Origin of the sequence: Jeotgalibacillus alimentarius (assembly GCF_000829445.1) — a bacterium.
Taxonomy (GTDB): domain Bacteria; phylum Bacillota; class Bacilli; order Bacillales; family Jeotgalibacillaceae; genus Jeotgalibacillus; species Jeotgalibacillus alimentarius.
In genome coordinates, this window is sequence record NZ_JXRQ01000005.1 from 25295 (window position 1) to 38487 (window position 13193).

Annotated in this window: 14 protein-coding genes; all 14 read left to right on the top strand. The window is 45.3% G+C overall.

Annotation, left to right across the window (positions count from 1 at the left end):
- The first annotated feature begins 4 nt into the window (after positions 1-4).
- The 14 genes from rpoC to rplV all read left to right on the top strand — a co-directional run bounded on the left by rpoC (position 5) and on the right by rplV (position 13193).
- Positions 5-3604, top strand: a complete 3600-nt coding sequence (gene rpoC, locus KP77_RS00625; protein WP_041120829.1) for a DNA-directed RNA polymerase subunit beta' — start codon at positions 5-7, stop codon at positions 3602-3604.
- 318 nt (positions 3605-3922) lie between these two features.
- Positions 3923-4171 carry a 50S ribosomal protein L7ae-like protein gene (locus tag KP77_RS00630; protein WP_041120830.1) on the top strand — a complete coding sequence of 83 codons (249 nt, stop codon included), beginning with the start codon at positions 3923-3925 and terminating at the stop codon, positions 4169-4171.
- Between the two features lie 100 nt (positions 4172-4271).
- Positions 4272-4691: a 30S ribosomal protein S12 gene (gene rpsL / locus KP77_RS00635; RefSeq protein WP_041120831.1), complete on the top strand. Its 420-nt coding sequence runs from the start codon at positions 4272-4274 to the stop codon at positions 4689-4691.
- A 47-nt stretch (positions 4692-4738) separates the two neighbouring features.
- On the top strand, positions 4739-5209 hold the full coding sequence (gene rpsG / locus KP77_RS00640) for a 30S ribosomal protein S7 (RefSeq protein ID WP_039806267.1): 471 nt from the start codon (positions 4739-4741) through the stop codon (positions 5207-5209).
- Between the two features lie 51 nt (positions 5210-5260).
- Complete coding sequence (fusA, locus tag KP77_RS00645) at positions 5261-7339, top strand: elongation factor G (RefSeq protein ID WP_041120832.1); 2079 nt, start codon at positions 5261-5263, stop codon at positions 7337-7339.
- Positions 7340-7470: 131 nt separating this feature from the next.
- A complete protein-coding gene (gene tuf, locus KP77_RS00650) occupies positions 7471-8661 on the top strand; it encodes an elongation factor Tu (protein ID WP_041120833.1) in 1191 nt (396 codons plus the stop codon).
- Positions 8662-8990: 329 nt separating this feature from the next.
- Positions 8991-9455: a hypothetical protein gene (locus tag KP77_RS00655; RefSeq protein ID WP_041120834.1), complete on the top strand. Its 465-nt coding sequence runs from the start codon at positions 8991-8993 to the stop codon at positions 9453-9455.
- Positions 9456-9708: 253 nt separating this feature from the next.
- Positions 9709-10017 carry a 30S ribosomal protein S10 gene (rpsJ, locus tag KP77_RS00660; RefSeq protein WP_039806276.1) on the top strand — a complete coding sequence of 103 codons (309 nt, stop codon included), beginning with the start codon at positions 9709-9711 and terminating at the stop codon, positions 10015-10017.
- A gap of 44 nt (positions 10018-10061) precedes the next feature.
- Positions 10062-10691, top strand: coding sequence for a 50S ribosomal protein L3 (gene rplC, locus KP77_RS00665; protein ID WP_041120835.1), 630 nt, complete (start codon positions 10062-10064; stop codon positions 10689-10691).
- Between the two features lie 30 nt (positions 10692-10721).
- Positions 10722-11345 (top strand): 50S ribosomal protein L4, encoded by a 624-nt coding sequence (rplD, locus tag KP77_RS00670; protein WP_041120836.1) that lies wholly within the window; start codon positions 10722-10724, stop codon positions 11343-11345.
- Positions 11345-11629, top strand: coding sequence for a 50S ribosomal protein L23 (gene rplW, locus KP77_RS00675; RefSeq protein ID WP_041120837.1), 285 nt, complete (start codon positions 11345-11347; stop codon positions 11627-11629). Before rplD ends, rplW begins: the two co-directional genes overlap by 1 nt.
- Before the next feature lie 33 nt (positions 11630-11662).
- On the top strand, positions 11663-12493 hold the full coding sequence (gene rplB / locus KP77_RS00680) for a 50S ribosomal protein L2 (protein ID WP_041120838.1): 831 nt from the start codon (positions 11663-11665) through the stop codon (positions 12491-12493).
- Positions 12494-12553: 60 nt separating this feature from the next.
- Positions 12554-12832 (top strand): 30S ribosomal protein S19, encoded by a 279-nt coding sequence (rpsS, locus tag KP77_RS00685; protein WP_041120839.1) that lies wholly within the window; start codon positions 12554-12556, stop codon positions 12830-12832.
- A 19-nt stretch (positions 12833-12851) separates the two neighbouring features.
- A complete protein-coding gene (gene rplV / locus KP77_RS00690) occupies positions 12852-13193 on the top strand; it encodes a 50S ribosomal protein L22 (RefSeq protein ID WP_039806287.1) in 342 nt (113 codons plus the stop codon).

A 13193-nucleotide genomic window follows, 5' to 3' on the forward strand; every position in this document is an offset into this window, starting at 1 on the left:
CTCCTTGATAGATGTTAATAACTTTGAATATATGAAAATTGGTTTAGCCTCACCAGATAAGATCCGTTCTTGGTCATTTGGTGAAGTCAAGAAACCTGAAACGATTAACTATCGTACACTGAAGCCTGAAAAAGACGGTCTTTTCTGCGAGCGAATCTTCGGCCCGCAGAAAGACTGGGAGTGTCACTGCGGTAAATACAAACGCGTCCGTTATAAGGGCGTCGTTTGTGACCGCTGTGGTGTTGAAGTAACACGTGCGAAAGTGCGCCGTGAACGTATGGGTCACATCGAACTTGCAGCACCTGTTTCTCACATCTGGTACTTCAAAGGCATCCCTAGCCGTATGGGACTTGTTCTTGACATGTCACCGCGTGCGCTTGAGGAAGTCATCTACTTTGCTTCTTACGTAGTAACAGAAGCAGGAGATACTGCACTTGAAAAGAAACAGCTTCTGTCTGAGAAGGAATACCGTGCGTACCGTGAAAAGTACAGTGGTAAATTCCAGGCTGCAATGGGAGCTGAAGCAATCCGCAAGCTTCTTCAGGATATCGATCTTGATAAAGAAGCGGAAACGCTGAAAGAAGAATTAAAAACTGCTCAGGGGCAGCGTCGTACTCGTGCGATCAAGCGCCTTGAAGTAGTTGAATCATTCCGTAACTCAGGTAACCTTCCTGACTGGATGATTCTTGATGTACTACCTGTGATCCCACCGGAACTTCGTCCGATGGTTCAGCTTGATGGCGGACGTTTCGCTACATCTGACCTGAATGACCTGTACCGTCGTGTGATCAACCGTAACAACCGTCTGAAGCGTCTATTGGACCTTGGTGCACCAAGCATCATCGTTCAGAACGAGAAGCGTATGCTGCAGGAAGCTGTAGATGCACTAATCGATAACGGCCGCCGCGGACGTCCTGTTACAGGACCGGGTAACCGTCCACTAAAATCTCTTTCTCATATGCTGAAAGGGAAGCAGGGACGTTTCCGTCAAAACCTTCTTGGTAAGCGTGTTGACTATTCCGGCCGTTCAGTTATCGTAGTTGGACCTAGCCTGAAAATGTATCAGTGCGGACTGCCGAAGGAAATGGCACTTGAACTGTTCAAGCCTTTTGTGATGAAAGAGCTTGTTGAGCGCGGACTTGCGCACAATATTAAGAGTGCAAAACGTAAGATTGAACGTGTTCATGATGAAGTATGGGACGTACTTGAAGATGTTATTAAGGAGCATCCGGTTCTTCTAAACCGTGCACCGACACTTCACCGTCTTGGTATCCAGGCATTCGAACCAACACTGGTTGAAGGCCGTGCGATCCGTCTTCACCCGCTCGTATGTACAGCTTATAACGCTGACTTTGACGGTGACCAGATGGCGGTTCACGTACCACTATCATCTGAAGCTCAGGCTGAAGCGCGTCTTCTTATGCTTGCTGCACAGAACATCCTTAACCCGAAAGACGGAAAACCTGTTGTTACGCCGTCTCAGGATATGGTACTTGGTAACTACTACCTGACATTGGAACGTAAAGATGCTGTAGGTGAAGGTTCAGTATTCCGTGATGCGGATGAAGTCCTTCTTGCATACCAGAATGGTTATGTACACCTGCACACACGTATTGCGATCCATGCGGGTGCTGTTAACAAGCCAACATTTACGGAAGAACAAAATAAGAAGCTTCTTCTGACAACAGTCGGAAAAGTAATCTTTAACGAAATTCTTCCTGAAGAGTTCCACTACATTAACGAGCCGACAATGGAGAACCTTGAGGTGAATACACCTGATAAGTACTTCGTTGACCCGACGACTGATGTAAAAGAACACTTCAAATCAGCTGACCTTGTAACGCCGTTCAAGAAAGGATTCCTTGGAAGCATCATCGCTGAAGTCTTCAAGCGATTCCACTTAACGGATACATCTAAAATGCTTGATAGCATGAAAAACCTTGGATTCAAGCACTCAACGCGTGCTGGTATTACAATCGGTATCGCTGATATCGTGGTACTTCCTGAGAAGCAGGGAATCCTTGACGATGCACAGTTAAAGGTTGATAAAGTCCAGAAGCAATTCCGCCGTGGTCTGATCACAGAAGAAGAGCGCTATGAGCGTGTTATCTCAATCTGGTCAGCTGCAAAGGACATTATTCAGGATAAGCTGATGCTTACACTCGACAGCCTGAACCCGATCTATATGATGAGTGATTCAGGTGCCCGTGGTAACGCATCTAACTTTACGCAGCTTGCCGGTATGCGTGGTCTGATGGCCAACCCGGCTGGACGTATCATCGAGCTTCCGATCAAGTCAAGTTTCCGTGAAGGTCTGACAGTACTTGAGTACTTCATCTCTACACACGGTGCACGTAAAGGTCTTGCCGATACAGCACTGAAAACTGCCGATTCAGGTTACCTGACTCGCCGACTTGTAGACGTGGCACAGGATGTGATCGTCCGTGAAGAGGATTGCGGTACTGACCGCGGTCTGCGCGTAAGCTCTCTGAAAGACGGTACAGAAGTGATTGAAGCACTTGAAGAACGTCTTGAAGGCCGTTATTCAAACCAGACAGTCAAGCATCCTGAAACTGGTGATGTTTTCGTAAGACGTAATGAACTGATTACAGAAGATATTGCCCGTCAGATTGTTGAAGCTGGTGTTGAAGAAGTATCTATTCGTTCTGCATTCACTTGTAACACGCGTCATGGCGTATGTGAGAAGTGTTATGGTAAGAACCTTGCGACTGGTGAAAAAGTTGAAGTCGGCGAAGCAGTCGGTATCATCGCAGCCCAGTCAATCGGTGAGCCGGGTACACAGCTTACAATGCGTACATTCCACACAGGTGGTGTAGCAGGAGACGATATTACACAGGGTCTTCCGCGTATCCAGGAAATTTTCGAAGCGCGTAACCCGAAAGGTCAGGCTACGATTTCTGAAATTGATGGTGTCGTAACTGAAGTAACAGAAGGTAAAGACCGTCAGCAGGATATTACAGTAAAAGGTGAAGTAGAAACAAAGACTTATTCTGCTCCTTATACTGCCCGTATTAAAGTAGCGGTTGACGATGTAATCGAACGCGGTCAGGTTCTGACAGAAGGTTCAATCGATCCGAAAGAACTGATCAAGATCCGCGACGTTGCTGCTGTACAGGAATATCTGCTGAAAGAAGTACAGAAAGTATACCGTATGCAGGGTGTTGAAATCGGTGATAAGCACGTTGAAGTCATGGTTCGCCAGATGCTTCGTAAAGTACGTGTTATTGAAGCCGGAGAAACTGAACTGCTGCCTGGTTCACTGCTTGATGTACATCAGTTCATGGAAGCAAATGAACAGGTTCTGCTTGATGGTAAGCAGCCGGCAACTGGCCGTCCGCTTATCCTGGGGATCACAAAAGCATCTCTTGAAACAGAATCGTTCCTTTCAGCTGCATCATTCCAGGAGACAACTCGTGTCCTGACAGACGCAGCGATCAAAGGAAAGCGTGATGAGCTCCTTGGACTGAAAGAAAATGTTATCATCGGTAAGCTTGTTCCAGCCGGAACAGGAATGCAGCGCTATCGTCAGGCTGAGATCGAAAATGAAGAAATTCCAGAGGAAGAAGCAGTATCCGTGGAATAATTCACAGCCTGTGAAAGCAAAAGTGGTGGCGCCCCTGTGGCGCCACCTTTTTTATCTATTATTTCATCGAAGAATGCGATTGTTTCTATAAAAGTAATAGCAGTTGATTGTAGTGGGGGACGTAGACTCTCGCCCGGGGACAGGAAAGCGAAGTCCCCCACAGAAATCAACAGCGGTTACCGGAAATCAGCCGACTCTCATTAATCTTGATAAAGAACCCGCAATTATTTTCAAACGTTGTTGACAACCTATCATTGAGATGATAATATATTCAAGGTTGCTACTAATTAACAACCTGTTACTTTGGAGGATATGATTATGTCTTATGAAAAAGTATCACAGGCTAAACACATCATTGTAGGATCCAAGCAAGTTGTAAAGGCACTCAAAGCAGGGTCAGTGAAGGAAGTCATCGTTGCAGACGATGTCGACCGCCATGTAATTGATCGGGTGCTACTCACCGCTGAAGAGATGAACGTAAACGTAACCCATGTTGATTCCATGAAGAAGCTGGGCAAAGCGTGCGGGATCGAGGTTGGTGCTGCTGCGGTAGCCATTACTATGTAAACATGTTTTTGCAGCAAAAGTTGCAAAGACTTTGTTTTTACCCTAAAATGAACCACCTGGATGTGTGGGCTTAAAATATTGAGGAAGGGAGGACATAAACATGCCTACTATTAACCAATTAGTGCGTAATCCACGCCAATCAAAGGGCTCAAAGTCTGACTCACCAGCACTTAACAAAGGTTACAACAGCTTCAAGAAGAAAGCGACTAACCTTTCATCACCACAAAAGCGTGGTGTTTGTACTCGTGTTGGTACAATGACACCGAAGAAGCCGAACTCGGCACTTCGTAAATATGCTCGTGTGCGTCTTACAAACCAAATCGAGGTTACAGCATACATTCCTGGTATCGGGCACAACCTTCAAGAGCACAGTGTTGTTCTTATTCGCGGAGGACGTGTAAAAGATTTACCAGGGGTACGTTACCACATCGTACGTGGTGCGCTTGATACTGCTGGTGTAGATGGACGCCGTCAAGGCCGTTCACTATACGGTACTAAGAGACCAAAAGACCAAAAGTAATCGATTCAATATAAAGAAGTTATTTTCCTATGAAAGGAGGAAATCACATGCCTCGTAAAGGTGCAGTTGCAAAACGTGACGTTTTACCGGATCCGATTCATAACTCGAAGCTGGTAACTCGTCTTGTAAACAAAATCATGATTGACGGAAAGAAAGGTACAGCACAGCGTATCTTATATTCTGCTTTCGATATCGTTCAGGAACGTTCTGGTAAAGATGCTCTTGAAGTATTCGACCAGGCGCTTAAGAACATCATGCCAGTACTTGAAGTACGTGCTCGTCGTGTCGGCGGAGCGAACTATCAGGTACCAGTTGAGGTGCGTCCGGAACGTCGTACTACACTTGGACTTCGCTGGTTAGTTAACTATGCGCGTCTTCGTGGAGAAAAGACTATGGAAGAGCGTCTTGCTAACGAAATTCTTGATGCAGCAAACAACACTGGCGCTTCAGTTAAGAAGCGTGAAGATATGCATAAAATGGCTGAAGCAAATAAAGCATTTGCTCACTACCGCTGGTAAGATTCAGTATTTTATCACCCAAATCTCATTTAGTAGGAAGGAGAAAGACCAATGCCTAGAGAGTTCTCCTTAAAAGACACTCGTAATATCGGTATCATGGCTCACATCGATGCCGGTAAAACGACTGCTACGGAGCGTATCCTTTACTACACAGGCCGTATCCACAAGATCGGTGAAACGCACGAAGGTGCATCACAGATGGACTGGATGGAGCAGGAGCAGGAGCGTGGGATCACGATCACATCTGCTGCAACAACAGCTTCATGGAAAGGCCACCGTGTAAACATCATTGATACACCTGGACACGTAGACTTCACAGTAGAAGTTGAACGTTCACTTCGTGTACTTGATGGTGCTGTAGGTGTACTTGATGCCCAGTCGGGTGTTGAGCCACAGACAGAAACTGTATGGCGTCAGGCGACAACATACGGTGTTCCTCGTATCGTATTCGTTAATAAAATGGATAAGATCGGGGCAGACTTCCTTTATTCTGTAGGAACACTGCACGACCGCCTTCAAGCTAATGCTCATCCAATTCAACTGCCAATCGGTGCGGAAGATGAATTCGAAGGAATCATCGACCTGGTTGAAAATGTAGCATACTTCTATGAAGATGATCTTGGTACTCGTACTGAGCAGCGTGAAATTCCTGAAGAATACAAGGCACAGGCTGAAGAATACCGCGGAAAGCTAATTGAAGCGGTAGCAGATCTTGATGAAGATCTTATGATGAAATACCTTGAAGGCGAAGAAATGACAGTGGAAGAAATCAAAGCTGCAATCCGTAAAGGAACTTGTGACGTTGAATTCTATCCTGTAATCTGTGGTTCTGCTTTCAAGAACAAAGGTGTTCAGCTTCTTCTTGATGCAGTACTTGAATACCTTCCGTCACCACTTGATGTTAAGCCAATCACAGGACATGTTCCTGAGACTGAAGAAGAAGTTGTTCGTCCTGCTAGCGACGAAGAGCCATTCTCAGCGCTTGCATTCAAAGTAATGACAGACCCTTATGTAGGTAAGCTTACATTCTTCCGTGTTTATTCTGGTGTGCTATCTTCTGGATCATACGTACAGAATGCAACGAAAGGTAAGCGTGAGCGTGTAGGACGTATCCTGCAAATGCACGCTAACTCTCGTGAAGAAATTGCGGAAGTATATGCTGGAGATATCGCTGCTGCAGTTGGTCTTAAAGACACAACTACAGGGGACACACTATGTGACGAAAAGAGTCTTGTTATTCTTGAGTCTATGGAATTCCCTGAGCCAGTTATCTCTGTTGCGATCGAACCTAAGTCTAAAGCTGACCAGGACAAGATGTCTCAGGCGCTTCAGAAGCTTCAGGAAGAAGATCCAACATTCCATGCACACACTGACCAGGAAACTGGACAGACGATCATCGCAGGTATGGGTGAACTTCACCTTGATATCCTTGTTGACCGTATGAAGCGTGAATTCAAAGTAGAAGCTAACGTGGGTGCTCCACAGGTATCTTACCGTGAAACATTCCGCGGCTCTGCACAAGTTGAAGGGAAGTTCGTCCGCCAGTCTGGTGGTCGCGGACAGTTCGGTCACGTTAAGATCGAATTCTCTCCTAACGAAGAAGGAGCAGGCTTTGAATTTGAAAATGCAATCGTTGGGGGATCAGTACCACGTGAATACATCCCGGCTGTTCAGCAGGGTCTTGAAGACTCACTGGATAACGGTGTACTAGCAGGCTACCCTCTAATCGACATCAAAGCGAAGTTATACGATGGTTCATACCATGACGTTGACTCCTCTGAGATGGCGTTTAAGATTGCTGCATCTATGGCACTTAAAAATGCAGTTTCTAAGTGTAACCCGGTTCTTCTTGAGCCGCTAATGCGCGTAGAAGTTATGATCCCAGAAGAATACATGGGAGACATCATGGGTGACGTTACAGCTCGCCGTGGACGCGTAGAAGGTATGTCTGCTCGCGGTAACACACAAATCGTTAAAGCATTTGTACCGCTTGCTGAAATGTTCGGTTACGCAACTTCACTTCGTTCTAACACGCAGGGACGTGGAACATTCTCAATGTTCTTCGATCACTACGAGGAAGTACCGAAGTCTGTGAGTGAAGAAATCATCAAAAAAAATAAAGGTGAATAATTGATTTCACCCTTACAATAAAGTATAACTACTTATGTAAGCTATGGTGACTCCTGGGACACTGTCCCGGGGTGAGCCATATTTAAAAATAAAACTAATTAACTTTAATTATTTTAAGGAGGAATTCCGTAATGGCTAAGGAAAAATTCGACCGTTCGAAAACCCATGCGAATATTGGAACAATCGGACACGTTGACCATGGTAAAACAACTCTAACTGCTGCAATCACAACTGTACTTCACAAGAAATATGGTCGTGGATCTGCAATGGCATACGATCAAATTGATGGTGCTCCAGAAGAGCGCGAGCGCGGAATCACAATCTCAACTGCACACGTTGAGTACGAAACTGACACTCGTCACTACGCACACGTTGACTGCCCAGGACACGCTGACTATGTTAAGAACATGATCACTGGTGCTGCACAGATGGACGGCGGTATTCTTGTAGTATCTGCTGCTGATGGCCCAATGCCACAGACTCGTGAGCACATCCTTCTTTCTCGTCAGGTAGGTGTACCTTACCTTGTTGTATTCATGAACAAGTGTGACATGGTAGACGACGAAGAACTACTTGAACTAGTTGAAATGGAAATCCGTGACCTTCTTTCTGAGTACGATTTCCCTGGCGACGACATTCCAGTAATCAAAGGTTCTGCACTTAAAGCTCTTGAAGGAGAAGCTGAGTGGGAAGAGAAAATCTTCGAACTTATGGAAGCTGTAGATAGCTACATTCCAACTCCTGAGCGTGACACTGAAAAGCCATTCATGATGCCAGTTGAGGATGTATTCTCAATCACTGGTCGTGGTACAGTTGCTACTGGACGTGTTGAGCGTGGACAAGTTAAAGTTGGTGACGAAGTAGAAATCATCGGTCTTTCTGAAGAGCCGAAGAAAACTACTGTTACTGGTGTTGAAATGTTCCGTAAGCTTCTTGACTATGCAGAAGCTGGCGACAACATTGGCGCACTTCTTCGTGGGGTTTCTCGCGACGACATCAACCGTGGACAGGTTCTTGCTAAGCCAGGAACAATCACTCCACACACTAACTTCAAAGCTGAAGTTTATGTTCTATCTAAAGAAGAAGGTGGACGTCACACTCCATTCTTCACTAACTACCGCCCACAGTTCTACTTCCGTACTACGGACGTAACTGGCGTATGTAACCTTCCTGATGGAGTAGAAATGGTTATGCCTGGCGACAACATCGAAATGACTGTTGAGCTAATCTCTCCAATCGCGATCGAAGAAGGAACTAAGTTCTCTATTCGTGAAGGTGGACGTACAGTAGGCGCTGGCGTTGTAGCTTCTATCCAGAAGTAATAGCGACTTTGCGATACAAATCCTGCATCCTTATGGGTGCAGGATTTTTTTCGTATAAAAACAGGGCAAGTAGAGCTGAAAGGATCTAACCGGTGAAAGTGAGTTAATGACCTGTAAAATCACGGTTGTGACCGCCAATGCCTCCGATTATGGTAAAAACCCCTTACTAGCCTTATATAACTTCCATATAATGACCTGAACTACTCCCACAAGCCGTTATCAACCTTAGACCGTACACAGCCTGCAAATACTCTTCCCACAACTCCCCATAACCGCTACACTACTATAGAAGAAGCATGTCATCATTCACAGTGAAAGGGGAACAACCCATGAAGACGATTCACCTCTGGCTATCTGTCTACGATCAACAGCACAAAAAACCGCAGCGTACGATGCAGCCGCTGCTCCCTGCAGTCATTCTTGCTTACCGCCAATCAATGAAGCAGCCTGCTGTTCAAGCAGAGCAGGCCTATCAGATACTCACAGGTCTGTTGAAGGAAGATCACTATCAGCAAATCGTAAAAGAGTGGGAGAAGCAAAACTATTACTCTATAGAAGAAAGACGTTTTGGAACGATGGTCTCTAGACTGTTCCATTTAGAAAAAAAGGCGCTGCAGGCACAGCAGGATCTGCGTGAATTAAAAAACCGGATTGAACTTCATATGCTCGTAGAAGATGATCTTCATTACCTCTCTTTCAGCTCGCTCATCAACACCAGGCATCGCGCATTTCGTATGGATCAACCGTGGGTCATAGCAGCTGAACAATGGATTCAACAGCGTCAAAGCCTATGAATTTTCTGCATATTTTAATACCACTTGAAAGTCAGCTGGAAGGGTCTTATAATAGACAAAGTGTATTCAGAAAGTAATTTTGCAACAGGGGTTGCACAATCTAATTATTTTCTGTATAATATTTAATGTTGGTCTTTGACTTGCGATGAAGCAGGAGGTTGCCGACACACCCGGCCGCTTTGCCATGGCTCGTGTGTGGGAAATTTCTGCGGAGAATGTCTATTCCTAAATAGGCGAAAAAGGAGGGAAAATAATGGCAAAACAAAAAATCCGTATCCGTTTGAAAGCATACGATCACAGAATTCTTGATCAGTCTGCTGAGAAGATTGTTGAAACTGCAAAACGTTCAGGTGCTAGTGTATCGGGTCCAATCCCGCTACCAACTGAAAAGTCTGTTTACACAATCCTTCGTGCGGTCCACAAATACAAAGATGCTCGTGAGCAGTTTGAAATGCGCACACATAAACGTCTTGTAGACATTGTGAACCCGACACCACAAACGGTAGATGCGCTAATGCGTCTTGATTTACCGTCTGGCGTTGACATCGAAATCAAACTTTAATCAACAAAAAATAAATTACTAAACAATAATAGGAGGTGTGACTAATGACCAAAGGAATCTTAGGTAGAAAGATTGGAATGACTCAGGTTTTTGCTGAGAACGGCGATCTTATCCCAGTAACAGTAATCGAAGCTACTCCAAACGTAGTTCTTCAAAAGAAAGCTGTTGATACTGATGGATATGAATCAATCCAGATCGGTTTCGAAGACAAGCGCGAAAAGCTTGCTAACAAACCATCAAAAGGACATGCCGCTAAAGCTGAAACGGCTCCTAAGCGCTTCGTCCGTGAAATCCGCGGTGTTGAGCTTGGCGAGTATGAGGTTGGTCAAGAAGTCAAGGTTGATATTTTCGCAGAAGGCGATGTAATTGATGTAACAGGAGTATCGAAGGGTAAAGGTTTTCAGGGTGCAATCAAGCGTCACAACCAATCCCGCGGACCAATGACTCACGGTTCTCGTTACCACCGTCGTCCTGGTTCAATGGGTCCTGTTGATCCAAACCGCGTATTCAAAGGTAAATTACTACCTGGACGCATGGGCGGAGAAAAAATTACAGTTCAGAACCTTTCAATCGTGAAAGTAGACGCTGAGCGTAATCTATTACTTGTAAAAGGGAACGTTCCTGGCCCTAACAAGTCACTTATCACAGTAAAAAGCGCAATTAAAGCGAAATAAAAGACGTTAATCGGAAAGGAGGAAACAGGAATGCCTAAAGTATCCGTATTCAAACAGGATGGTTCACAAGCCGGCGATATCGAGCTTAACGAATCCATCTTCGGCATTGAGCCAAACAACGCAGTGATGTTCGAAACTGTACTAATGCAGCGTGCTGCACAGCGTCAGGGAACTCACAAAGTAAAAAATCGTTCTGCAGTAGCTGGCGGTGGTCGTAAGCCATGGCGTCAGAAGGGAACTGGACGTGCCCGTCAAGGTTCGATCCGTTCACCACAATGGCGTGGCGGTGGAGTCGTATTCGGCCCAACACCTCGTAGCTATAGCTATAAGCTTCCTAAAAAAGTTCGTCGTCTGGCGATCAAATCAGCTCTTTCAAGCAAAGTTGCTGAAGAAAATATCTTAGTTCTAGAGGCGCTTTCATTCGAATCGCCAAAAACAAAGGAATTTGCTACAGTATTAAGCAGCCTTTCACTAGACAAGAAGGTCCTAGTAGTGACTGAAGGTCTTGACGAAAACGTTGCTCTATCTGGACGTAACATTCCAGGCGTAACAGTTATTTCTGCTACTGGCGTCAACGTACTTGATGTACTTGGCCACGATAAAGTGGTTATGACGAAAGGTGCAGTTCAAAAAGTAGAGGAGGTGCTTGCATAATGGATGCTCGCGATATTATTAAGCGCCCCGTAATTACAGAGCGTTCTTCAGACCTTATGGGTGAGAAGAAGTACACGTTCGAAGTCGACACTCGTGCTAACAAAACACAAGTGAAAGACGCAATCCAGGAAATCTTTGGTGTGGATGTTGAGAAAGTTAACATCATGAACTACAAAGGTAAATTCAAGCGCATGGGACGTTACACTGGTTTTACCAACAAGCGTCGCAAAGCGATTGTAACCCTGACAGAAGAAAGTAAAGAAATCGAATTTTTTGAGGTTTAATAAAACCGATAAATAGAAGAGGAGGGAACAGACATGGCGATTAAAAAGTACAAACCTACCTCTAATGGTCGTCGCGGCATGACAGCTTCTGACTTTGCTGAGATTACAACTAGCAAGCCGGAAAAATCGCTTCTTGCGCCAATTAAGCGTAAGGGTGGCCGTAACAACCAGGGTAAGTTAACAGTTCGTCATCAAGGTGGAGGCCATAAGCGCCAATACCGTGTCATCGATTTCGCTCGTACGAAAGATGGCATTCCAGGACGCGTTGCTACGATCGAATATGATCCAAACCGTTCAGCAAACATTGCACTAATCAACTACGTTGATGGTGAGAAGCGTTATATCCTAGCTCCTAAAGGACTTGTAGTAGGCATGGAAATCATGTCAGGCCCTGAAGCGGACATCAAAACAGGTAACGCACTTCCACTAGTTAACATTCCAGTGGGTACAGTAATCCACAACATCGAGCTTAAGCCTGGTAAAGGTGGTCAGCTGGTACGTTCAGCTGGTACATCAGCACAGGTTCTAGGTAAAGAAGGTAAATACGTGCTTGTACGTCTTAACTCAGGCGAAACTCGTATGATCCTTGCAACTTGCCGTGCTACTGTAGGACAAGTTGGTAACGAACAACACGAACTAATCAACATCGGTAAAGCAGGACGTTCACGCTGGTTAGGCAAGCGCCCAACTGTACGTGGTTCTGTAATGAACCCGAATGATCACCCACACGGTGGTGGTGAAGGTAAAGCGCCAATCGGCCGTAAATCACCAATGTCACCATGGGGCAAACCAACTCTTGGTTACAAGACTCGTAAGAAGACAAACAAGTCCGATAAGTTTATCGTACGCCGTCGTAAAAAATAACGGGATTGAGCTACGGTTCATTAAACGGGCCGTAGGGCAATCACGAAGGGAGGTTCCAATATGGGTCGCAGCTTGAAAAAAGGACCTTTTGTGGACGATCATTTAATGTCAAAAGTTGAGAAGCTTAACGAATCAGACAAGAAGCAGGTTGTAAAAACTTGGTCTCGTCGTTCTACTATCTTCCCTAACTTCATCGGTCATACAATCGCTGTATACGATGGACGCAAACACGTACCAGTTTACGTGACTGAAGATATGGTTGGTCATAAACTTGGCGAATTCGCGCCAAGCCGTACGTACAAAGGTCACGCAAGTGATGATAAGAAAACAAGACGCTAATTGAGAGGAGGCTATCCTAATGCAAGCAAAAGCTGTTGCAAACACAGTTCGTATTGCTCCTCGTAAAGTACGCCTAGTAGCAGATTTAATCCGCGGTAAGCAGGTTGGCGAAGCGGTGGCTATTTTGAACCACACACCACGCGCTGCATCACCAGTAATCGAGAAAGTATTAAAATCTGCTGTAGCGAACGCTGAGCATAATTACGACATGGACATTAACAACCTTGTGATTTCTGAAGCATATGTTAACGAAGGACCAACACTTAAACGTTTCCGTCCTCGTGCACAAGGTCGTGCAAGTGCCATTAATAAACGTACAAGCCACATTACAATCGTGGTATCTGAAAAAAAGGAGGGATAA